This is a genomic window from Lysinibacillus sp. K60 (assembly GCF_019731275.1).
Lineage (GTDB): Bacteria > Bacillota > Bacilli > Bacillales_A > Planococcaceae > Lysinibacillus > Lysinibacillus capsici.
Genome location: NZ_JAASJR010000004.1, coordinates 105520 through 129190, shown reverse-complemented (window position 1 = coordinate 129190; position 23671 = coordinate 105520). Strand labels below are relative to the sequence as shown.

Genomic DNA, 23671 nt, shown 5'->3' with positions numbered 1-23671 from the left:
TTATGAAAAAAAATTTAGATATAATCATTTGGTCGAAGCAAGGTTGTAGTTATTGCGAGGAAATAAAAACATATCTACAAGAACGACATATTTCCTACAAAACAGTTGATGTCACGTCTAATGATATATTCAGAGACATCCTCGATATAAAGTATGGTGTTCGACATGTGCCTGTTGTAGAAATCGGGTCAAGTGAAACAGGTATCTATAGAGCTGTAACAGCAATTGGTTTAGAGCATCTACAGAAGGCACTTGCTGTGAATCTACCCTCATATGCATAACAGAAGGAGAGGAATTTTATGAAAAAAATATCATTTTATTTGCTACTTGTGCTAGCAGCGCTATTAACAGCATGTGCAAACTCAGAAAAAACAGTTGGTGACGCAAGTGCTCAAAAAACAGCACAGAGCGGCAAGGATGTTCAAAAAATTATAGTTGGTACGGGAACTCAGTTTCCAAACATCTGTTTTTTAGATGACAAGGGAAATTTAACTGGTTATGATGTAGAGCTTGTTCGTGCAATTGATGAGAAGCTACCAGAGTATGAGTTTGAATTTAAAACAATGGAATTCTCCAATTTATTACTAAGTTTAGAAACAAGAAAAATAGATTTTATTGCCCATCAAATGGAAGTTAATAGTGAGCGCGAGGAGAAATTTTTATTTAATAAAGAGCCGTATAATGTATTCCCATTAAAGGTGACAGTCAACGAGAAAAATAATGCCATTCAATCCATTGAGGATTTAAAAGGGAAAAATGTGAGTGTCTCACCAACAAGTAACTCAGCTGTTTTTATTGAAAAATATAATAAAGAGCATAATTTAGGAGCAAATATCGTTTATTCTTCTGGCTCCGTTGATGTTAACAATCAACTAGCCACGGGACGAATTGATGCTATTATTACCACACCGTTTGCTGTTCGATACTATAACGAAAGCAATGAGGCACAGCAAAAGGTTGTAGGTGATGCATTATTAAATTCAAAGGTCTACTTTTTACTCAATAAAGATGAAGTGAAGTTACAGGAGCGCTTAGATGAAGCGATCGTTGAATTAAAGAATGAGGGGGTAGTGAGTGAGCTTAGTAAAAAGTGGTTGGGTGATGATTATACAGTAGACTTCTAATGAACAGGAAAGGAAGATGGCAGTATGGAAAATAACTTTGATGTCGTGCTAATTGCGCAAGTCATTCCAACATTGCTTCAGTATTTACCCATAACTTTCGAGATTCTAGTATTCTCCATACTTTTTGGTATGATGCTTGGGATTGTGCTAGCCATACCAAAGCTACTTCACATACCGATATTGAAGCAAATTATTACATTCTATATATCCTTTATTCGTGGCACACCCATTTTAGTGCAGTTGTTCTTAGTATTTTACGGCATTCCTGCATTGTTAAAGCTCATTCATATTGATGTGACAAGAATGGATTCGATGTATTTTGTTATTATTACGTACACATTCAGCAATGCGGCAGCCTTTGCCGAAATATTTCGTGCAGCAATTTTAACCGTTGATCGGGGTCAAATGGAGGCGGCCTATTCAGTAGGCTTAAGTGGATCACAGGCTTTTATGCGAATTGTTTTTCCACAGGCAATACGTGTTGCTTTTCCAAATATAGCAAATACAATGATTAGTTCATTAAAAGATACATCGTTAGCATTCTCCATCGGTGTAATGGATATGGTGGGGAGGGGAGAAACCTTGATTGCTTCTACGACACGAGCGTTTGAAATCTATGTAGCTTTGTCAATTGTTTACTATGTCATCGTGATAATCCTTGAAAAAGTATTTAAATTTAATGAACGCTATTTTAATCGCTATATGCCAAAGGAGCTTGCTTCACAATAGGGGGAATATGCTATGACCATTGATATCGCTTTTATAGTAGAAGCATTACGAGAAATTAGTAAAGTAATACCGTTAACCTTATTCATGACTATTACACCTGTTTTATTAGGAATCGTTATTGGCATAATTGTAGCTTTCGTGCGCATTCAACAGATAAAAATAGTCTCATGTGTACTAAATTTTTATGTTTCATTTTTCAGAGGAACACCTATCATTATGCATATCATGCTCGTTTATTTTGGCTTGCCAATGCTAGTTGATAGTGTAGCTAATTTGCTTCATTTAAAGATACAATCAAATTCTATTCCTATTTTATTTTTTGTCATACTAGCCTTAACACTTAGTGCAGGGGCTTATGCCTCAGAAATTATTCGTTCAGGGATATTAGCTGTACCTAAAGGACAACTAGAAGCAGCATATGCGATTGGATTAACATTTCCTCAAGCAATGCGACGTTATATTTTACCACAAGCATTTGGGCAATCTATTCCTAACTTGACGAATGTTTTTATCGGTTTTTTACATGCTACATCATTAGCATTTTTCCTATCCATTAAAGAATTGACCGGTGTGGCAAATATTATTGCTTCCATGAACTTAAAGTTTTTAGAGTCATTTATTGCTGTTGGTCTTATTTATTGGGGAATTTCAATCATAGTAGAATGGATTTCACACCGTATTGAAAAAAGAGTAACAGCCTATAGTAAAGGCGGTTTTTCATCATAGAAAGGGGAAATTAGAATGACAGTAGCGAACATTGTGATTGAACATTTACAAGAGGAAGATTATGCAAGCTATCTTGAAGTTTTAGTTGAGAGCTATGCGCAATATGAAAAGGACTATGAAGAAGAGCACTGGCAATCATATTTAAGTGATATCCGTGCTTCGGTTGGTAATCCGAATGCAGAAACAATTCTAATTGCGAAACGCGGAGATGATATATTAGGTGGATTACAACTATTTACGGATGCAGGGAAAGCGTATGACCTGCCAGAGCTAAATATTCAATCGACGATTGTGCGCTTATTAGGTGTGCATCCAAAAGGAAGAGGGCAAGGGGTTGCTAAGAAATTATTAAATGAAAGCTTTGCCTTTGCAAGAAAGAGACAGGATCAGGCACTTTATTTACACTCAGGTGATATGATGCAGGCTGCCATTAATCTTTACTTATCATTAGGTTTTGTGCGAGATGAGTCGAAAGAATTTTACAAGGGAGATATATTAGTTAAGAGTTTCCGTTATGATTTATAATGATAAACCCGCTGATATTCTAGTCAATCAGCGGGTTTTAATGTTAATTATAGAGTGAAAATCTTTCCTGGATTCATAATGTTAAGTGGATCAAGTGCTGCTTTTATGCTTTTCATGACGACTAAAGAGGTACCGTGCTCAGTGGCTTGGTATTTCATTTTGCCAATGCCAACACCATGCTCGCCTGTACATGTGCCACCTCGAAGTAATGCATATTGCACGATTTGTTCATTGAAGCGATCCGCTTTTGCCTGCTCTTCGGCGTCATTTGGATTTAACATTAAAAGTGCATGGAAATTTCCATCGCCCACATGGCCCACAAGCCCACCTGCGAGTCCAACATGATCAAGCTGTTCTCGTGCATATAAAATGGTTTCGGCAAGCACAGAGATTGGTACACAGACATCCGTTGACATGAGCTTCTTACCAGGATAAGCATGAATATATGCATAGGCTAAAGAATGTCGTGCTTCCCAAAGCTTGTTACGAGCAGCATTATCTTGTTCGAATTCGACGGATAGACAGCTGTAGTCCTCAAAAATTTCTGTAGCGAATGCGATGTCCGCATGCATACCCGCTTCGTTTCCGTGGAATTCTAAAAACAATGTTGGTTTTTCGCTAAAGGATGTATCGTTATAGACATTGGCCTGCTTCATAGAGGATTCATCGACCAATTCCACTCGACCAATTGAACTACCAGCCTGTAATAAGGCGGTAACAGCACTCACAGCATCTCCGACTGTGTCAAAAACAGCTCGCCCCGCTGTCACAAATTCAGGTATACCATACACTTTTAACGTTAACTCCGTAAAGCAGCCAAGTGTTCCTTCAGAGCCGACAAATAGACCATTTAAATGATAACCAGAAGAGGATTTCGCGGCTAAATTACCTGTATGGATGACAGAGCCATCTGCAAGGACAACCTCTAAATCACGAACCTGATCACGCATAACACCGTAACGCACAGCAGTCGTACCACTAGCATTCGTTGCAGCCATGCCACCTAGTGTTGCATCTGCACCTGGATCCACTGTGAATTGTAGACCGTGTTTTTTTAACTCCTTATTCAGCTGAGAGCGTGTGACGCCAGGCTGAACTTTTACTAGAAGGTCATCAGGTCGAACTTCTAATATCGTATTCATTTCAGAGAAATCAATAGAAATACCATGTGCAATAGGAATCGCGTTTCCTTCTAAGCTGGAGCCAACACCGAATGGTACAACTGGTACACGTTGTGCATGTGCAATTTTTAAGATGGCACTGACATCAGCTGTGGAACGGGGAAAGACAACGATATCAGGTAATCTCATCATATGATGAGATTCATCCTTTCCATGTAGCTGTCGTACCGTTTCGTTTGTTGACACTTGTTCTTCTAATAAAACCTGTTTGAGTTGATTGACAAGTAATTCTACTGCAACAGTCATTCCAATCCCTCCAAATTTTCTGATAAGTAAAACTTTATCACGCATTTATTGGAAATGGAATGCACAGTTCATTAAAAATCAGTTAGCAAATACTTTTTCTAATTTTTGAACAAATTCATCTTGTTCTGATGGACTGGATTGCTTCCACCATTTTTCAAAAAACACCCCAAGCCCTGGTAGTAAATGCTCTTCTCCACGATTAATAGCATCTTCCACAATGTCTTTAAATTCTGCGGCTGATTGACCATGTACATTCGCTGTAATTGCATCTCTTATTTGAAAATTCATCTATATCGCCTCCTTAGTAGTAATTTGTCCAACTAACGTTTAAATATGTATGAAATACCAAAGAAAATAGATAATTTTTGCAATACCTTTGGGGGAATTATGACTAAATATGCCAGGCATTTTATTCTTTCTGCGCGCTGAAATGCTGAAAATGGGCATTAGCTCTCAAGCAACATGACAGTCTAAGATTGTGTTACCTAGGAATATTGAACTGTGCACAGTTGACAGGAAGAGTGGTATGTCTATTCGCAACGATCACAAGCTTTCATTAACACAATCTTTTGAAGAAATTTTAGAGGCAGTGCAACCAATGATTACAGCCATTTTCACGCAGCTCCATATTTACAAGGATTTTGATTACTATCGTCATATCGCTTCTATTGCTGTATGGAGGGCATGGCTAAAAGCAGATCCAGCAAAGGGACAATTTTCTGCTTATCTTTATTCTTCGATAAAAGGTGAGATTCTAAATGAATTATCAAGGGAAAAAAACTATACAGAGCGAATAACGGTTGTTGATGGTGAAACACTCAATTTTATTCTTAATGACTTGGAGGGTTGGGACAATCAAAAAAATCCTAGCTTACTTGAGATTAAGTTGTCTCAGCTTAAGCAGATAGAAAGAGAAATATTACTACTTTATTATGCAGAAGGTTACAGTGATCAAGAAATAGCTAATGCATTAGGCTTATCCGCTGTTGCTATTAAAAAAAGAAGAGGTAGAATCATCCAGAGATTGAAACAGCAACTTTTCAGGGTGGAATAAAGAACTAAAAATATCAAAAGTATGCTAATATTGAAATAAAATGAATATTAGCATACTTCATATAGGTGCATACAAATTCCGATAAAAGTGTTATGATTTGTAAGAAGTCAAAGAAATATACAATTCAAATTTAAATAATCGATATAGATAGATAAAATTTCCTAGTGAATGTTTATATAGTAGTATGGAGGGTTTGGAGTGGAGAGATGGTTTAATCAGATAGAGAAAAAAGAGATTTGGTACATGGTATTACCCTTATTACTTGTCATACCATTACTGAGCTTTAGCAATCAAATATATGGTGTTTTCCAAGGTAACATGTATCAAGATATAAAACTGGTGATACAAGTATTAATCATCGTTTTTACAATGGCAATTGCGATCCAATCCTATTTAGTATTTTCACACTTATTATCCAATCAAACTTTATACATAGGAAACATGTTTTTCATTATTGCCTTATTAGAATTAATTAGCTTGTTTTTTAGCCAATCTAGAGAATGGAACTTTATGAACGAGCCTCTACATATATTAATGCGTTTGTACTTAGCCATTGGATTTATACTTATTATTTTAAACCCTAAAAAGCGATTAACCATGAATCATCGGATACTGACATATGGTTGTTCGATGCTTTTCGTTCTAGGAAGCGTTTTTCTGGCTTATAATTCGCCCAAAATATTGCCTGAAAATTGGTTAGATACGATTGATAATATGGTACATCTAATTGCTATTATTCTTCAAATTTTAACCATTGCTATTGTTAGTACATATGTAAAAAAATTACCGAAGCGTTCCATGTGGCTCATTAGCGCAGCTATTTCTCTCATTGTGAGTGATATCTTCTTTATTGTTAGTCAAGATCAAAATGCAATATGGGATTTCTCAGCACTGATCTATCAGTTTTTAGCATTCTATTTTTTCCTAAAGGCGATTTATTATACGTCTGTGGAAAAACCATTTCAGCAGCTGTTGAAAATTAAAAAGGATCTTGAACAATCTCAACAGGAACTTCGATTTCAAGCTTATCATGATGATATTACATTGTTGCCAAATGAACATTTACTACTAAAGACGTTAAAAGAAAATTTACATGAACATAAAGCGCAAAAGGCTATCATTGCCATAGAAATTGATCGCTTTGCGGCAATTCGTTCGTCCATTGGTATAAGTAACTCTAATACAATGATGAAACTTGTTGCAGAACGAATTCAATCGATTGTACCTCCACATTATTTTGCAACTAAACTGCGTGAGGGACAATTTGTTATTTATATTGACCATGTAAAGACGATTGAGGAACTACTGCAATTTTGCTTAAATCTTAAAAGTGCCATGACAGATCCTTTACAGGTCCAATTATTTTCATTAAATGGCAGTCTAAATATTGGGATTGCTCTCTATGAGGAGCAATGGACTGGTGAAGAGCTATTAATGCATGCACAGTTAGCGATGCGAGAGGCTAGACAAATACCTCAAAGATTTCTTTTTTATAAACCGTATATGTCTAAAGGTATTGCAGATCGAATATTGTTAGAGCAAGACTTACATAATGCGTTAGCCAATAATGAATTTTATTTAGACTATCAACCACAGGTCAACTTAAAGACAGGTACCATCGAATCGGTCGAAGCTTTGGTACGCTGGCGTCATCCAACGCGGGGCTTTGTTCCACCTGATGTCTTTATTCCTATTGCTGAAGAATGTGGCCTTATTATCCCGCTAGGTAAATGGATTTTAGAAACCGCATGCACACAAGCGAAAGCATGGGAGAAACAAGGCTTACCTCCAATGAAAGTGGCAGTAAATTTATCACTTGGCCAGTTATTTCAACAGGATTTAGTAGAAATGGTACAAGATATTTTACAACGTACCAATTTAGATCCGTCATTTTTACAATTAGAAATTACAGAAAGTATGACCATGAATATTGATCAAATGACACAGCTATTACATGAGTTAAAGGCATTAGGTATCCAAATTGCTGTAGATGATTTTGGAACAGGCTATTCCTCTCTCTCTTATTTAAAGGAATTCCCAATTGATTGTTTAAAAATTGACCGAACATTTGTGAGAAACGTGCCACATAATCCAAATGATGAAGCACTTGTTTCCATGATTATTTCGATGGCTAAACATTTACGTTTGAAGGTTGTGGCAGAGGGCATTGAAGAAGTGGAGCAATTATCTTTTCTAATAGATGGTGGCTGTGATTATATTCAGGGCTATCTATTCAGTAAGCCAATATCCCCTCAGCAAATTACCGAAACCTATAAAGATTTACATCATCGTGTGGAGGAAGTATTAACACAACTTCAATATATTGAAGATTATATTATTTAAAAAAGAACCTGCTTATTACTATTGAGTAAGCAGGTTCTTGCTGTTTAGTGAACGAGATATTCTTCTTTTAATTCGGATATAGCTACTTCAGATCGCTCTTCTAAAGAACGGCGTAGGTGAACTGTCGCTGTTTTTTCATCATCGTGGAGCTGATCGATCCAGATGGAAACGCCATTATAGCTCACTTCAAATTCTAAAGGTGAGGCGACAATTTCTTGAGCACGCTGAAAATCCAACTGAAGCCCCCCTTATTTTTTCTGCTTATTCTTATTTTGTGTGACTGTATTAATTAGCTCCATAAACTCTTGAGAAAATTCCTCACTCACCTTATTTGGTGCAATCTTTTGGTTTTTCGGCGTTTGAGGTAATGAGCCTTTATTATTGCTTTGACCTTGTTTATTGTCTCTTCCCATGTGAGTTGCTCCTTTCCTGTTGATATAAATTAATATGGCTTTGAAATGAACTTTTTATCCCGTCAGCACAGATCGCACTTCACAAGGAATAATTCGCATAGCTCTTTGTTTATTGCGAACAATAATGAGTATTAAGATTTTTTAACAGAAAAATTATCGTTTAATAAAACCCAATTTTGAGGAAACGGGAATCCTAATGCCCAATAGCTAATGCCACGTAAGTTGTAATGTTTAGTCATGTCGAATTTGGCTTGTGCACTTCTCGCATCTTCAAACCATACCTCGTGCTGCCTTCCTTGCTCATCAACATATCGATAAAAAGGAGATTGTGCCGTTGGATCATACTGAATTGTTGCCCCGTACTTGATGGCCCTATTGAGCGCTTCCTGCGGGCTAAATGTTTCGGCTTCTTGGCCTTTGACATGAGGTAAGAGCCAATCACGCGCATACAATTCAAAACCCAATAAGATTTTATCAGCTGGTATTTCGGTTAAAGCATATTCCACGACTCTTCGCATTTCATTAATGGGGGAAATGGCTTGTGGAGGGCCAAGACGATAGCCCCATTCATATGTCATTAATACAACAAAATCTGCTATTCTCCCATGTGCTTCGTAATCATGCGCTTCATATAATGTCCCAGTTTGTGAAGCACTTGTTTTAGGTGCGAGCGCTGTTGAAACTAAATAGCCTTTTGGATGAAGGGTATCCACAGCCAATTGAATAAAGGCATTGAAATTTTCGCGATCAGCAGGTAAAACATTTTCAAAATCAATATTTAATACTTGATAACCTTTATCTTGCATCACCTGTAACACATTATTCATGACCTTTTTACGTAACTCTGCATTGGACAAGACGACATGTGCTAAATTAGAGCCTTCTTCTGTAGAAGTAAAATTAGTGAGCGTTAACATCGGGATAATATGTTTAGCCTTTGCTGCCGCTATCATATTTTCATCATTAATGGGCTGTAATGTCCCATCTTCCTTCATCTTATAAGCAAAAGGACTAAAATAAGTTAGTAGATGACCAATAGCATTAATGGAGTCTACAGCTTCTTCTGAAGGTTGGTAGGAATAAGCATTGACTTCAATCATCGGTAATTTTCTTGGGATCATCAATTGTGAACCGACATAAAGCATATTGGGATTGTTTAGATTATTTTTTACTGCAATGGCTTGAACGGTCGTACCATAGCGATGTGCTATTTGCCATAAAGTTTCTCCTGGCTGCACGTTATGAACAATGGGTGGAATAATTAATTTCGTTCCAGGTGTTAATAGATCGGGATTCGTTAGATGGTTTTCTATTATGATAGATTGCAAGGGAACGCTAAATTTCTGTGCGATGGACCATAACGTATCTCCTTTTTGAACCGTATAAATTGTATAAGGAGAAGGGATAACCAGTGATTGTCCGATGGCTAATTGATCAGGAGTAGCTAATGCATTTAATTGGCTAATCGATTGAACGGGTACAGCATAACGATTAGCGATTTGCCACAGTGTTTCGCCAGCACTTACCACATGGATAAGCATAGAACACCTCCAACACGTTGTTATTAGTGCATCATATGTTTCAAGTGTGAAAAAGAGTATTTTAGTGTGAGTCCAGTAAAATAGTTGAAAAGTCAAATTCTTTCTCAATGAGTTGCATAGGATAAGTATCATTGTGAGAAAGGGGCTTGATGTTGAAAAAGGCGAAGCTCACAGGAAGAATCGTCACGCCGGAAGATTCGGATTATGAACAAGCGAGAACGAATAATAATCTAAATAATCCAAAATATCCGAGTGTCATTGTGTTTTGTCAAGAAACGAAAGATGTGGTTAATGCCTTAAAATGGGCTAGAGAAAACAACGAGCCTTTCAGAATTCGAAGTGGTCGTCATAGCTATGAAAATTTTTCTTTAGTAAATAAAGGGCTTGTCATTGATGTAAGTGATATGAATGATATTTCAGTAAATCTCTCAGAAATGACGGCTAGAATTGATGCTGGAGCTAATATGGGAATCGTATACCGTACATTATGGGAGCAAGGTGTTACCATTCCTGCTGGTACAGAAAGTAGTGTTGGGGTGGTCGGTTTGACCCTTGGAGGGGGGATAGGGATGCTATCACGACCGTTTGGATTAACTTGTGACAATCTAATTGAAATCGAAACGGTGGTTGCTAGTGAACATGAGGGTGCTCAGGTAATCAGAGCGAATAAGCAACAACATCATGATCTGTTTTGGGCAAGTCGTGGTGGAGGAGGAGGCAATTTTGGTATAGTCACTTCTTTGACATTCAAGCTTCATGCGATTAATAAAGTATCACTCTTTTCTATTACATGGGGATGGGATGACTTTGAAGTGGCCTTTGATGCATGGCAAAAATGGGCCCCCTATACAGATAAGCGTCTAACTTCACAGATTGAGCTAAAAACAAAGGAAGTAGGTGAACTAGTCGCACAAGGTGAGTTTATAGGAACAGCAGCTGAATTAAAGAAATTGCTTCGCCCTCTTAGAAAAACAGGCATGCCAACAAGTATTTGGATAAAGGAAGTGCCATATAGCAAGGCAATAGAATTTTTTGATTTACCAAGCGGCAATCAGCCTGCCTTTCGAAAAAGATCCGGGTCATTTTTGGAGAGACCGTTTCCATATAAGGCGATTCAAAGAATGAAAGAATTTTTAGCCCATGCACCTAATTCAACTACAACAATATGGCAACAGTCTTTAAGAGGAGCAGTAGGTGAAATTGCTCCCCAGCATACAGCCTATTACTATCGCAATGCGATAATAGCTCAAGAATATAATACTTCCTGGGAAAACCCGAAAGAGGAAGAACAAAATATTAAGTGGGTAGAAAATTTACGTCGAGCTTTATCACCTTATACGGCTGGTGATTATGTGAATTTTCCAGATCGATATATTCAGGACTGGCATACAGCCTATTACGGACGCAATTTTAGAAGGCTTCGTGAAGTGAAAACAAAATATGATCCGTATAATATATTTCAATTTCAGCAGAGTATCCCACCTATTAGGAAGTGGTTGTAGCTGGAGAATGGGGCAGGTGAAGCGGCACTCCTGCTCCTTTTTGATTTTCACGTTTTAGCTTGATAAATACTGTATAAGGGGTCACAATAAAACTATTACATATATTTCTAAAAGGATTGATCGGAATGGAAAATGTTGTTGTTCGTAATAATGTAACAATACTCGGACAAGGAGACCAACCGCTTATTTTTGCACATGGATTTGGCTGTGATCAAAATATGTGGCGTTTCATTACGCCTGCATTTATGGACAAATATCAGATTATATTATTCGATTATGTAGGCTCAGGTAACTCAGATACAAATGCCTATTCATCAGAAAAATATCAATCGTTACAGGGCTATGTCCAAGATGTATTGGACATTATTGAAACGCTATCATTACAAAATAGTATTTTTGTCGGGCATTCCATTAGTGCCATGATAGGACTGCTCGCATCTATCCAGCACCCTGACTATTTTAAGAAATTGATTATGATTGGTCCTTCTCCGTGTTATTTAAATGATGATGGTTATCGAGGGGGTTTTGAGCGAAGTGATATAGCGGAGTTATTAGACATGATGGAAATGAACTTTACAGGTTGGGCCAGCTATATGGCACCAATTGCAATGAGTAATCCTGAACAGCCAGCATTAACACAGGAACTGAAGCAAACCTTTATAGCAGCAGACCCTATCATTGCAAAAGAATTTGCTGAGGTCACATTTTTATCTGATCATCGTAGTGAATTATCAAAGGTCTCCGTTCCTTCGTTAATTATCCAATGCTCGGAAGATAGTATTGTGCCAATTGGTGTTGGAGATTATTTGCATCATCATCTCAAAAATAGTACGTTACAATTAATGGAAGCAAAAGGTCATTATCCACATATTAGTCACCCAAATGAAACGATACAATGTATTGCAGATTTTTTGTAGGGAAAAATGAAAGGATTATCAACAATGGAAAAACGACTTAACAATGCTCCATGTGGATTTCTTTCCATCACACATGAAGGGCTTATTTTAGAAATCAATCAAACCCTGCTAGATTGGATCGGCTATGAGCAAGAGGAATTATTACATATGCATCTAGAAATTCTTCTATCTACGCCCAATAAGATGATTTTTCACTCTTATTTTTATCCTATGATTAATCTAGAGGGACAAGTAGAGGAATTATTCATTCATTTCAAACAGAAGGACGGGATGTCGGTTCCGTTTTTAATGAATGCTAAATTGTACAAAGAGGATATGGTAGAGCGAATTGATTGCATTTTAGTAAAGATGAAAAAGCGTATAGATTATGAACAAGAATTACGATCAGCCAAAAAACTACTTGAGGCTGCCTATCAAGAAAAGGATCGTGCATTAGCTAATTTGGAGCAAATTCATGTAGAAATAGAACATCAGCAGGCGAAATTATTGGAAATGAATACTGCTTTAGTAGAATTATCAATGACTGATAAACTGACTGGCTTGAAAAACAGGAGATTTTTCCAGGAACAACTCGAACAACATTTTAATCGTTTTCATGAGACAGCAAAATCGTTTTCGTTATGCATTTTAGATATCGATCATTTCAAAAAGGTCAATGATACATATGGTCATCAAGTTGGAGACGATGTCCTCGTTCAATTGGCACAACTATTACAAATACAAGTACGTCTAGAAGATATCGTCGCTCGTTATGGTGGGGAGGAGTTTATTATCATCTTACCAGAGATCGAGATACCTGAGGCAAAAGAAATCGGCGAAAAAATTAGACACACCGTGGAGCAGGATCGTTGGCCAACAGGCAGTCTTACGATCAGTATGGGAATTGCCACAGTAACTTCAGAAGATACAGAGACGACATTGATAAAAAAAGCAGATGAAGCATTGTATGAATCGAAAGAGCATGGACGAAACAAAGTGACTCATTTTCATGAGATAAAGTGAATAGCTTTTACAATTCGGCTATTAATTTTTGAATAGAAGGAAGATCTGCTGGAGCAAATGGGAGATCAAGCAATTGGTTGCGGGGAACCCATCTTGCTTCAGCATGTTCTAAAATTTGGGGTGTGCCTTTTATAATTGAAGCTTTGTATGTTTCTAAATGAACGAAAAATTGTTCGTATTCATGAAGCGTTACAGCCACTTGTTTACCTACTTGAATCTTACAGTTAAATTCCTCAAGAATTTCTCGATAAAGGGCCTGTTTTGGTGTTTCGCCCCGCTCTATTTTACCACCAGGGAATTCCCAATAATTTGCTAAAACCATTTGGGGATTTCTTAAAGCACAGAAAATTTCTTGTTGCTCATTTTCAATAATAGCCCCTACTACATGTATTGTTTTTTTCATTTATATACCCCACTTTGTGTCTTCATTATTATGTGTATGATTATAGCATGTTTAAGTTGTACGCCACTTGCCACCACAGGAAAATAACAGTTTTCTTACTTAGCTATGAAATTTGCCATTTCGTAGGGTATAATAGTGGTCAATATATAGGAAAAAGGCGGTAAGAGGTAGCGATGAAGAGAATTGAATCTACGCAAAATGCGTTAGTGAAATATTGGAAAAAGTTAGCGACTACAAGAAAAGAGCGTGAACGTTCGGGTGAATTCCTAGTAGAGGGCTTTCATCTTGTTGAAGAAGCATTAAAAAATAAAAAGCAAGTATTACAAATTATAGTGCGTGAAGGTATAGATTTGCCAATGTTATGGCCAATCGATGATGTAGATATTGTAGAGGTATCGACTGCGGTAGCGAAGGAATTCGCGGAGACAGAAACTTCCCAAGGTGTTTTTGCTGTATGTAAACAGCCCGTCTTAGAGGATAATGTGATGACTACTTGGCGAAAAGTGTTATTAATTGATGCTGTCCAAGATCCTGGTAACATTGGAACAATGATTCGTACAGCAGATGCTGCAGGTTTAGATGCTGTAATTTTAGGAAAAGGCTGTGCCGACCTTTATAATCCTAAAACACTACGTGCGGCTCAAGGCTCCCACTTCCATATTCCGGTAGTGCGTGGAGATTTAGCAGAATGGATAGATATATTACAGGATCAAGGTGTACCAGTATTTGGTACTGCATTAGATGAGGAAGCGGTGCCGTATAGTGATATTCAGCATACGGGTGCATTTGCGATTATCATGGGGAACGAAGGAAGTGGCATTCAGCCTCAGTTATTAGCGAAGACAGATCAAAATATGATTATTCCTCTTTTTGGACAGGCTGAATCATTAAACGTAGCAGTAGCCACAGGCATTGTTTTATATGGCTTTGCCAAGTAATAAATTGATCATTGTGGGATTGAGGCAGTTGTCTCTTGATTTGCTACAGCCCCATATTGTATAATTTATTCTAAAATGTAAGTTTAAATAATAAATGCTTTGACCGGGAAGTAGTAAAGATTGCGAATGGACGACAGGGAGCGTAGGCCAGAGATTGAGAGCCAACGCCGTTTCAATGCAGTTTTGAATTCAGCCCGCGAGCAGCTACCGGGACCAGTGTCATGCTGTAAAGGTAAGCCGGCTTTCTCAAGTCGTTATGTCAATGAAGTGATTGTAAGGCTTTGCTTTGCAATAACTAGGGTGGTACCGCGAAAATGTCCTCGTCCCTTTTTAGGGGCGAGTTTTTTTATGTCTAAAAAGCAGGCATTTATTTTCTGAGGAGGTTTTAACATGGAAGAGCAATTAAAACAATTAGAGCAAGAAGCACTTGCTAAAATTGAAGCAGCTGCAAATTTAAAAGAATTGAATGAAGTACGTGTTGCGTATTTAGGAAAAAAAGGACCTATTACTGATTTACTAAAAGGGATGGGGAAATTATCAGCTGAAGAACGTCCGAAAATGGGTGCTTTAGTGAATAATGTCCGTGAAAATGTAACGGCAGTATTAGAAACAAAGATTACCGTGTTGGAAGAGGCAGCCATTGCTGAAAAATTAGCGAGTGAGTCGATTGATGTCACTTTACCAGGTCGTGAAATTAAAGTGGGGAACCGTCACCCTTTAACACGTGTCATTGAAGAAATTGAAGATTTATTTATTGGAATGGGCTATGAAATTGCTGAAGGTCCAGAAGTGGAGAAGGATTACTATAACTTTGAAGCACTAAATTTACCAAAAGGACATCCAGCTCGTGATATGCAAGATTCGTTCTATATTTCCGAGGAAATATTATTACGTACCCATACTTCACCAGTACAGGCTCGTACGATGGAAGCCAAAAAAGGTGAATCGATTCGCATAATTTGTCCTGGTAAAGTATTCCGACGTGATAATGATGATGCAACACATTCACATCAGTTTATGCAAATTGAAGGTTTAGTCATTGGCGAAAATATTCGCATGAGTGACCTTAAAGGAACATTAGATACTTTAGCGAAAAAAATGTTTGGTGCAGACCGCGAAATTCGACTACGTCCGAGCTTCTTCCCATTTACTGAGCCATCAGTAGAGATGGATATCTCTTGTTTCAAATGTGGTGGAGCTGGCTGTAACGTATGTAAGGGCACTGGCTGGATTGAGATTCTAGGAGCTGGTATGGTGCATCCAAACGTATTAGAAATGGCTGGCTATGATCCAAAGAAAGTTTCAGGATTTGCATTTGGTATTGGTGCAGAACGTATTGCGATGTTGAAATATGGTGTTGACGATATTCGTCATTTCTATACAAGTGACACTCGCTTCTTATCACAATTCGAGCGAACAGAAGCGTAAGGGGGATAAAACATGTTAGTATCATTAGAATGGTTAAAAGATTATATCAATACGCAGGACTTAGCACCTGAGCTATTAGCAGAAAAAATTACACGCTCTGGGATCGAAGTAGATGCAGTAATTGATCGTGCTAATGCTATGGATAAAGTTGTAGTTGGTTACGTAGTTTCTAAGGAGAAACATCCAGAGGCTGATAAGTTAAATATTTGTCAAGTTGATGTTGGAGAAGTAGAACCACAACAAATAATTTGTGGTGCACCGAATGTTGATGCTGGTCAAAAAGTCATAGTTGCTCGTCCAGGTGCACATTTACCAGGTGGCATTAAAATTAAAAAAGCAAAACTTCGCGGTCATGAATCGAACGGAATGATTTGTTCCTTACAAGAGCTTGGAATTGAAGGGAAACTTGTTCCTAAGGCTTATTCAGAGGGTATCTACGTACTGCCAGCGGAGGCAGAAGTAGGTTCAGATGCACTTGCGATTTTAGGCTTACGCGATACAGTGCTAGAGTTAGGCCTAACACCTAATCGCTCTGACGCTCTTTCAATGCTAGGTGTAGCTTATGAAGTAGGTGCCATTCTTTCAGAGGAAATTCAATATCCAAAAATTTCCTACCAAATTGCTGGTGAAAAAGCACAGGATTACCTAAAGCTTCATGTGGAAGATTTACAAGCAAATCCTATGTATGTGGCAAAAGTTGTGAAAAACGTAAAAGTCGGTGAATCACCAATATGGCTTCAAAATCGTTTAATGGCTGCGGGAGTACGTCCACACAATAATGTTGTAGATGTAACGAACTATGTATTAATGGAATATGGTCAACCTCTACATGCTTTTGACTATGATAGCCTAGCAACAGGTGAAATCGTTGTTCGTAAAGCAACAGAAGGTGAAAAAATTACAACATTAGATGACCAAGAACGTACATTAAAAGCTTCAGATTTAGTCATTACAAATGGCAAAGAGCCAGTAGCTATTGCTGGTGTAATGGGTGGTGCTAATTCAGAGGTAACAGATTCAACTACGACTGTTGTCATTGAGTCAGCCTATTTTGATGGTTTAACAGTGCGTCAAACGTCTCGTCATCTTGGCCTACGTTCAGATGCATCGGCTCGTTTCGAAAAAGGGGTAGACCCAAATCGTGTCTTACCAGCTGCTGAACGTGCTGCTGCTCTACTTGCTGAATTAGCTGGAGGCGAAGTATTAGAAGGTACATGTTTAGTAGATGAGTTAGATAAAACACCAGCGCGAGTAGTCGTTTCCCCAGATTTTATTAATGAACGTTTAGGTATGAAGATTGCATTAGAAGATATGCTTTCTATTTTAGAGCGTTTAAAATTTGGTGTAGAGGCAGCAAATGGTTTATTAATTATTGATGCACCCACACGTCGCCAAGATATTAAAATTGAAGAGGATATCGTGGAGGAAATTGCTCGTCTTTATGGTTATGATGAAATCCCAATGACATTACCAGAGGGTGCAACACAAGTAGGTAATTTATCACCTTATCAAGCAAATCGCCGTGTTGTTCGTCATTACATGGAAGGGGCTGGCCTGTATCAAGCGGTAACTTATTCGTTAACGTCGGATGCATTGTCGCAACGTTTTGCTTTGAAAGCAGAGCCGGTAACTCGCTTGCTTATGCCAATGAGTGAGGAACGTTCTACATTACGTCAAAGCCTTATTCCACATTTAATCGAAGCAGCTGCGTATAATGTTGCACGTCAAGCTGAAGGCGTGGCTTTATATGAAATTGGTTCCGTGTTCCTTGGTCAATCAGATGAGGGGCAACCTTATGAGGAAGAGCATGTGGCAGCAGTATTAACTGGCAAATGGCTAGACCATGCTTGGCAAGGTGAGAAAAAAGCTGTAGATTTCTTTGTGCTAAAAGGTATCGTCGAAGGTGTCATTGGCAAACTTGGCTTAGAAAATCGCATGACATTTGTGAAATCACAAGTGGATGGCTTACATCCAGGTCGTACGGCTAGCATTTTATTAGATGGCAAGCAAGTCGGCATCATCGGTGGACTTCACCCAGCAGAGCAAAAAGCATGGGGTGTAAAAGACACGTATGTATTGGAGATGAATTTAGTGGCGCTACTAAATGCAACAGCACAAGAAGCACCACTTGCCTACACACCAGTGCCTCGTTTCCCAGCTATGTCTCGTGATATCGCTCTTATTATGGACCGTACAACAACAGCGGGCGAAGTAATGGAAGCAATTGACGCAGCGGGTGTGAAACTATTAAAAGATATCCGCGTATTCGATGTTTACGAAGGGGAGAAAATGGAACCAGGTAAAAAATCGGTTGCCTTCTCACTCACATACTTTGATCCAGAACGTACTTTAACAGACGAAGAAGTAGTGGCCGCACATAACAAAGTGTTAAAAGCCATTGCTACGATTGCAGGCACAGAAGTACGCTAATATATGAAAAAAGACTGTCTTACGAGGCAGTCTTTTTTTGTTTGAAAATGGTGAAGATGATGATCTAAAAGGTGAAGAATCTGCTCAAATGAGAGATGATCTGAAAAGTGGTGAAGTTGCTCAAAAGAGAATGTGAGGAAATATAAAAGGAATAATACACTCACTAGAGATTAGACAGTTCCATCAGAATCGAATCTACTAAAAATATAGACTGAAAGATATTCACAAAAATTATTAAAAAACTAAATATAGAGCAGCAAAGTTGATCAAATAAATAGTTTCGTAAATAGTCTAGGAATGGATAATTTTCCTTGCTATAGTCATTAAAAAAGGAGTGATGAAATGTTTATTAAACCATATGAGGAAGCGAAAATGACATTAGGTTTGCGAGCTTTAGTTAGAAGACTCATACCAAATCATCCATCTCTTGATCAAATGAAGAGGGAGTTATTACAGGCTGAAGCAGGCGAATACGGTGAAAAATTTATTATGAAACAACTGGAGAAATTAACTTTTACGAAAAACTTTCAAGTTTTACATAATATCACTTTTCAGCATTCATACTCATTACAGTTAGATGTTGTGGTGATAACACAATATGAAGTAATAATTATTGAAAGTAAGAATATTCGAGGAGAAGTTGAATTAAAAAATCGACCACGTCAAATGATTCGGACTCTTGAAACAGGTGAACAGCGTGTATTTCATCATCCTGAAGTGCAGCTCGAGGAATATGTATATAATTTAAAGGGATTTTTCAAGCAACATCACATTGAAGTACCTGTCAACGGTATCATTGTTTTTCCTTTTAATAATGCACGAATCAATTATGAGGATGGATTATTTCCAGTATTGATGGGAAGAGAGTTAACGAGCTTTTTGCAACAACGTCCAATGAAGCCAAAAACTATAGATTATCAATATATTAGTGCACTACTTGTGCAACACAACAAACCATATGAGGTGTTTCCACTAAGTCGTTACTTTGGGATAGAGGTGGATGCGATTCAAACAGGCGTGATCTGTCCAAAATGCGAATTTGGACAGATGCATTGGGTTAAGATGAAATGGACCTGTTCCAGCTGTCATTATTCGAGTAAAAAGGCACATTTATCTGCTCTGCAAGATTATGGGATGCTCATCAATAAAAAAATTACGAATGCACAAGCCCAGCATTTTTTACAGTTAAACAATCGCCATACAATAAAAAGAATGTTAATGGCAAGTTGTTATCGGGATTCGGGATTAAAAAGATCAAGAGATTATCAAATTTTTTTATGACCTTTATAAAAATACTAGAAGCGGTTATCTAATTGGAGACCCGCTCCAAAAGGTGCCTGAAGCGCTCATCCCAAGTAGGAAACCGCTCCAAAAGGTGCCTGAAGCGCTCATCCCAAGTAGAAAAGCGCTCTAAAAGATGACTGAAGCGCTCCCCCAAGTAGGAAAGCGCTCAAAAAGGTTCCTAATGCGTCTCACGCTCATCAGGAACCCCCAAAAAGCTTTTTTAAGCAACCAATAGTATGATTTACTTCATATTTCGTGCTTTATCAGTGTTGGCGAAATGCCATTTTGTGATGGAGCGTAGAAATTCTTCGCCTTGATTACGCCAGATTCGGGCTGCTTGCACATCTACTTTGTTAGAGGCACCCTTCATTAATGTAAGCCCTGTAATGTCACTCAAACGGTCCATCTCCTTTAAAAAGGCAGCACGAGCTAAAATAGATGCTGTAGCCACAGCTACATGTAATTGTTCTGCTTTAGTAGAAAAGTAGACATTTTCTTGTACAAGTTCACGTTCATTTTTTAAATAATTGTAATAGACACCACGTTCAGCAAATTGGTCGATTAAAATAAATTCAGGTTTTTCAGGTGCCATTTTTGATAGCGTGTTTTGTAGTGCCTTGTTATGCATCATAGCTTTCATTTTACCTTGCGAATAGCCTTTTCCTTGTAAGTTGTTATATTTCTCGTTACGTAAGACGAGAACACTATGGACACAGGCTGCACGCAAATCAGGTGCAATTTTCCTCATATAGTCATCTGTTAGCATTTTTGAATCTTTTACACCAAGCTCATTCATGAGGTCGATTTTGGAAGTAGGCACATACACTGCTGCTACTGTGATTGGACCAAAATAATCACCTGTGCCTGTTTCGTCTGAGCCTAAGACAGACATGGTTGCGAAATTGTTAGGCAGTACATCCCCTTTTGCTCCAATAGTGGAGAGTGGAGTAGCGGTTTTTTCAACAGTTCCCCAACGTGCTGCCTCGCGTTCAGCACCGCCCCCCTGGAACATTAATTTGCCTGATTTATACATAGTTATGGCTGTATCTGGTAGTTTTGCAGCAAATATGACACCAGGAGCCTTTCGTTCTATAAAGTGCGTTGCATAGTAAGCCATCACCTCTTTTTGAATATTTGTTGAAATGGAAAGCACAATATTTGCCATTTAATCGTTCCTTTCTGTCCTCGTTGTTCACAATTTTATACCTTTCATGGTATGATAATAAATAGCTTTTTTGTGTGATGGTGCTCACAAGCCTCTAAAATCGTGTGTGCATCGAATTTATAGGAGGGTGCGACTATGGAAAAACAAGAAAAGAATAAAATTTCTGTTGAAATATATGGTCATACATATAAAATGGTCGGCTCTGAATCCATTGGCCATATGCGACTTGTTGCTTCGATTGTTGATGACCGTATGCGCGAGATGAACGTACATAATCCCTCACTTGATAGCACAAAACTTGCTGTTCTGACAGCAGTAAATACAGTTCATGATTATTTACTATTAAAAGAACGAATGGAGCAGTTAGAAGAAGAATTGAAAAAGTTAAAGGGTTGAAGAAAATGTTAGATTTAATCATATTAGTGGTACTGTTAGCTGGTATAGGCGTCGGTGCAAAACGAGGTTTTATTGTACAGATGATGCATATTGTCAGCTTTGTAGTAGCCCTAATTGTTGCGTATATTTATTATAAGCCATTAGCACAAAAATTTGTATTTTGGGTTCCATATCCAGGCGTAACTGACACAGGTAGCCTTGGCGTTGTCATTGATAGTCTAGATTTAGACCGTACCTTTTATCGGGTAATTGCCTTTGCTGTTATTTTCTTTGCAGTAAAAATAACGTTGCAAATCGTGGCATCGATATTTGATTTTATCGCGTATTTGCCTGTGCTAAATACAGTGAATCGTTGGCTTGGGGCGTTACTTGGCATGATTGAAAACTATTTAATTATGTTTATTTTGCTATATGTGTGCGCCTTATTACCAGTAGATGCCATACAAAATTTAATGTCGAAGTCATTGTTAAGTGGTCTCATGTTGGAGCATACACCAATTATTACAAAGATGTTCCAAAACTGGTGGTATATTTATATGCAATAGTAACTGTGCACTTCTCTCTGTCTTGAGGGAAGTGTTTTTACGATAGGAGGAATTACCAATGAATAAAAAAACAATTATTCGCACACTCGAAAAAATTGCTTTATATATGGAACTACAGGGAGAAAATCCATTCAAGGTATCAGCCTTTCGAAAGGCAGCGGCAGCACTAGAGGGGGACGAGCGTTCATTAAGCGAAATGGATGATGTAACAAAACTCAAAGGAATTGGCAAGGGTACTGCGGCTGTAATAGAGGACTTAATGGCAACAGGTGAATCGAGTTTGCTAAAGGAGTTAGAAGAGATTGTACCTAAAGGGTTACTGCCATTGCTAAAATTACCTGGCTTAGGAGGAAAAAAAATAGCGAAACTTCACCAAGAGCTTGGTATTGACTCTGCCGAAAGCTTAAAGGCAGCTTGTGAAGCTGGGAAAGTACGTGAATTAGCTGGATTTGCTGTGAAATCTGAGGAGAAAATTTTAAAGGAGCTAGCCAATTTAGCAAATCGTTCAGAACGACTACCAATTTGGCAGCTTGAGCCTGTGGTTTTACAAATAGAGGCGCTTCTAGGTAGTATGAAGGAAGTAGAACGTTTTTCAGTTGCTGGCAGCTTCCGTCGCGCGTTAGAAACTAGCAAAGATATTGATTTTATTGTTGTGACAGAAGCAGTTGAGGAAGTACGCGAAAAGTTGTTAAATAGCTTAGCCATTCAAGAAGTAGTGGCAGCAGGGGATACTAAAATTTCAGTGATTTTAGACTTAGATGAGCCCGTTAGCGTTGATTTCCGTTTAGTGAAGGACAATGAGTATGCGACTGCGCTGCACCATTTCACAGGTTCAAAAGATCATAATGTTCGTATGCGGCAAATTGCCAAAGCCCGTGGTGAAAAAATAAGTGAATATGGTGTGGAACAGGAAGATGGTACCGTTTTTACGTTTCAAGACGAGGCAGCATTTTTCGCTCATTTTGATCTACCTTGGATTCCGCCAAGCTTACGGACAGGAACAGCAGAATTTGACAAAACAAACATAATTCATAACTTAGTTCGACTAGAGGATATTAAAGCTGATTTGCATATGCATACAACATGGTCGGATGGTGCATACTCTGTTGCAGAAATGGGCGAGGCGTTACTAGCACGGGGCTATCAATATAGCGTTATTACAGACCATTCGCAATTCCTAAAAGTAGCAAATGGATTAACGCCAGAGCGTTTAGAAAAGCAACGTGGAGAAATTGAGGCGTTTAATGCAGCACATCCAGATTTTCATTTGTTTAAAGGGACGGAGATGGATATTTTACCAGACGGCTCCCTTGATTTCGAAGATCAGGTGTTAAAAGAGCTCGATTTTGTTATTGCTTCCATTCATTCTAGTTTTACACAATCACAAGATAAAATTATGGCACGTTTACTAACTGCTATGCAAAATCCCTATGTTCATATGATTGCCCATCCGACTGGTCGAATTATTGAAGATCGCGATGGTTATAATCCTGATATGAAACAGTTAATTGCCTGGGCAAAGGAATATGGTAAAATTTTAGAGTTAAATGCAAATCCGTATCGTCTCGATTTATGTGTAGAACATTTAGAAATGGCATGCGCTGCAGGTGTGCCAGTAGCCATCAATACAGATGCACATGATATTGCGCATTTACGTTTTATGGATATTGGGGTTCGCTATGCAAATAGAGCATGGTTACCGAAAGATATGATTGTGAATACATGGACGCGTGAACAGTTTGAAGCGTTCATACGAAGAAATAAATAGGCTGAGGAGGT

At 38.2% G+C, this 23671-nt stretch carries 24 protein-coding genes and 1 other annotated feature; of the genes, 17 read left to right on the top strand and 7 right to left on the bottom strand.

Annotated elements, in window-relative coordinates:
• The first annotated feature begins 2 nt into the window (after positions 1-2).
• The 5 genes from HCH28_RS10970 to HCH28_RS10950 are packed head-to-tail and all read left to right on the top strand — an operon-like array spanning position 3 to position 3104.
• Positions 3-281 (top strand): glutaredoxin family protein, encoded by a 279-nt coding sequence (locus HCH28_RS10970; RefSeq protein WP_221680964.1) that lies wholly within the window; start codon positions 3-5, stop codon positions 279-281.
• Positions 282-299: 18 nt separating this feature from the next.
• Positions 300-1124, top strand: coding sequence for a transporter substrate-binding domain-containing protein (locus HCH28_RS10965; RefSeq protein WP_048393633.1), 825 nt, complete (start codon positions 300-302; stop codon positions 1122-1124).
• Between the two features lie 24 nt (positions 1125-1148).
• Complete coding sequence (locus tag HCH28_RS10960; RefSeq protein ID WP_221680963.1) at positions 1149-1853, top strand: amino acid ABC transporter permease; 705 nt, start codon at positions 1149-1151, stop codon at positions 1851-1853.
• Between the two features lie 12 nt (positions 1854-1865).
• Entirely contained in the window at positions 1866-2579 is a 714-nt protein-coding gene (locus tag HCH28_RS10955; protein ID WP_221680962.1) for an amino acid ABC transporter permease, read from the top strand.
• A 15-nt stretch (positions 2580-2594) separates the two neighbouring features.
• Positions 2595-3104, top strand: a complete 510-nt coding sequence (locus HCH28_RS10950; protein WP_221680961.1) for a GNAT family N-acetyltransferase — start codon at positions 2595-2597, stop codon at positions 3102-3104.
• 47 nt (positions 3105-3151) lie between these two features.
• Here HCH28_RS10950 and HCH28_RS10945 read toward each other — a convergent pair whose 3' ends face one another.
• Positions 3152-4531, bottom strand: coding sequence for an FAD-binding oxidoreductase (locus HCH28_RS10945; RefSeq protein ID WP_221680960.1), 1380 nt, complete (start codon positions 4529-4531; stop codon positions 3152-3154).
• 78 nt (positions 4532-4609) lie between these two features.
• Positions 4610-4819 carry a small acid-soluble spore protein SspI gene (gene sspI, locus HCH28_RS10940; protein ID WP_004226361.1) on the bottom strand — a complete coding sequence of 70 codons (210 nt, stop codon included), beginning with the start codon at positions 4817-4819 and terminating at the stop codon, positions 4610-4612.
• A gap of 238 nt (positions 4820-5057) precedes the next feature.
• Between sspI and HCH28_RS10935 the strand changes: the two genes are divergently transcribed.
• Both HCH28_RS10935 and HCH28_RS10930 read left to right on the top strand, forming a co-directional pair.
• Positions 5058-5585 (top strand): RNA polymerase sigma factor, encoded by a 528-nt coding sequence (locus HCH28_RS10935; protein ID WP_221680959.1) that lies wholly within the window; start codon positions 5058-5060, stop codon positions 5583-5585.
• 198 nt (positions 5586-5783) lie between these two features.
• Complete coding sequence (locus HCH28_RS10930; protein ID WP_257520338.1) at positions 5784-7928, top strand: bifunctional diguanylate cyclase/phosphodiesterase; 2145 nt, start codon at positions 5784-5786, stop codon at positions 7926-7928.
• A gap of 44 nt (positions 7929-7972) precedes the next feature.
• On the opposite strand, the gene HCH28_RS10925 is transcribed toward HCH28_RS10930, so the two are convergent.
• The 3 genes from HCH28_RS10925 to HCH28_RS10915 form a co-directional block, all read right to left on the bottom strand.
• A complete protein-coding gene (locus tag HCH28_RS10925) occupies positions 7973-8164 on the bottom strand; it encodes an H-type small acid-soluble spore protein (protein WP_004226369.1) in 192 nt (63 codons plus the stop codon).
• A gap of 12 nt (positions 8165-8176) precedes the next feature.
• Positions 8177-8341 (bottom strand): YfhD family protein, encoded by a 165-nt coding sequence (locus tag HCH28_RS10920; protein WP_004226371.1) that lies wholly within the window; start codon positions 8339-8341, stop codon positions 8177-8179.
• Between the two features lie 131 nt (positions 8342-8472).
• On the bottom strand, positions 8473-9882 hold the full coding sequence (locus HCH28_RS10915) for a glycoside hydrolase family 18 protein (RefSeq protein WP_221680958.1): 1410 nt from the start codon (positions 9880-9882) through the stop codon (positions 8473-8475).
• A gap of 152 nt (positions 9883-10034) precedes the next feature.
• Here HCH28_RS10915 and HCH28_RS10910 point away from each other — a divergent pair, with 152 nt between their 5' ends.
• From HCH28_RS10910 to HCH28_RS10900, 3 genes are all read left to right on the top strand, one after another.
• On the top strand, positions 10035-11384 hold the full coding sequence (locus HCH28_RS10910; protein WP_221680957.1) for an FAD-binding oxidoreductase: 1350 nt from the start codon (positions 10035-10037) through the stop codon (positions 11382-11384).
• Between the two features lie 125 nt (positions 11385-11509).
• Positions 11510-12301 carry an alpha/beta fold hydrolase gene (locus HCH28_RS10905; RefSeq protein WP_221680956.1) on the top strand — a complete coding sequence of 264 codons (792 nt, stop codon included), beginning with the start codon at positions 11510-11512 and terminating at the stop codon, positions 12299-12301.
• A gap of 24 nt (positions 12302-12325) precedes the next feature.
• Complete coding sequence (locus HCH28_RS10900) at positions 12326-13303, top strand: sensor domain-containing diguanylate cyclase (protein WP_221680955.1); 978 nt, start codon at positions 12326-12328, stop codon at positions 13301-13303.
• Positions 13304-13310: 7 nt separating this feature from the next.
• On the opposite strand, the gene HCH28_RS10895 is transcribed toward HCH28_RS10900, so the two are convergent.
• Complete coding sequence (locus HCH28_RS10895) at positions 13311-13706, bottom strand: (deoxy)nucleoside triphosphate pyrophosphohydrolase (RefSeq protein WP_221680954.1); 396 nt, start codon at positions 13704-13706, stop codon at positions 13311-13313.
• Between the two features lie 173 nt (positions 13707-13879).
• Here HCH28_RS10895 and HCH28_RS10890 point away from each other — a divergent pair, with 173 nt between their 5' ends.
• The 4 genes from HCH28_RS10890 (at position 13880) to HCH28_RS10875 (ending at position 19783) form a co-directional block, all read left to right on the top strand.
• Entirely contained in the window at positions 13880-14644 is a 765-nt protein-coding gene (locus HCH28_RS10890; protein WP_221680953.1) for a TrmH family RNA methyltransferase, read from the top strand.
• A 90-nt stretch (positions 14645-14734) separates the two neighbouring features.
• Positions 14735-14975: a binding site (T-box leader), on the top strand.
• A 59-nt stretch (positions 14976-15034) separates the two neighbouring features.
• Positions 15035-16072, top strand: a complete 1038-nt coding sequence (gene pheS, locus HCH28_RS10885; RefSeq protein ID WP_004226385.1) for a phenylalanine--tRNA ligase subunit alpha — start codon at positions 15035-15037, stop codon at positions 16070-16072.
• A gap of 12 nt (positions 16073-16084) precedes the next feature.
• The gene (pheT, locus tag HCH28_RS10880) at positions 16085-18502 is read left to right on the top strand and encodes a phenylalanine--tRNA ligase subunit beta (protein ID WP_221680952.1); all 2418 of its coding nucleotides are present in this window, start codon (positions 16085-16087) and stop codon (positions 18500-18502) included.
• Between the two features lie 342 nt (positions 18503-18844).
• Complete coding sequence (locus HCH28_RS10875; RefSeq protein ID WP_221680951.1) at positions 18845-19783, top strand: nuclease-related domain-containing protein; 939 nt, start codon at positions 18845-18847, stop codon at positions 19781-19783.
• A 244-nt stretch (positions 19784-20027) separates the two neighbouring features.
• Here the strand turns inward: HCH28_RS10875 and rnhC are convergent, their stop codons facing one another.
• Positions 20028-20951, bottom strand: a complete 924-nt coding sequence (rnhC, locus tag HCH28_RS10870) for a ribonuclease HIII (RefSeq protein ID WP_221680950.1) — start codon at positions 20949-20951, stop codon at positions 20028-20030.
• A 135-nt stretch (positions 20952-21086) separates the two neighbouring features.
• Here rnhC and zapA point away from each other — a divergent pair, with 135 nt between their 5' ends.
• From zapA to polX, 3 genes are read left to right on the top strand one after another with little or no spacing between them, the layout of a single operon-like run.
• The gene (gene zapA / locus HCH28_RS10865; RefSeq protein WP_016991554.1) at positions 21087-21347 is read left to right on the top strand and encodes a cell division protein ZapA; all 261 of its coding nucleotides are present in this window, start codon (positions 21087-21089) and stop codon (positions 21345-21347) included.
• A gap of 5 nt (positions 21348-21352) precedes the next feature.
• Complete coding sequence (locus HCH28_RS10860; RefSeq protein WP_004226395.1) at positions 21353-21892, top strand: CvpA family protein; 540 nt, start codon at positions 21353-21355, stop codon at positions 21890-21892.
• A gap of 58 nt (positions 21893-21950) precedes the next feature.
• On the top strand, positions 21951-23660 hold the full coding sequence (gene polX, locus HCH28_RS10855; protein ID WP_221680949.1) for a DNA polymerase/3'-5' exonuclease PolX: 1710 nt from the start codon (positions 21951-21953) through the stop codon (positions 23658-23660).
• Positions 23661-23671 lie beyond the last annotated feature (11 nt).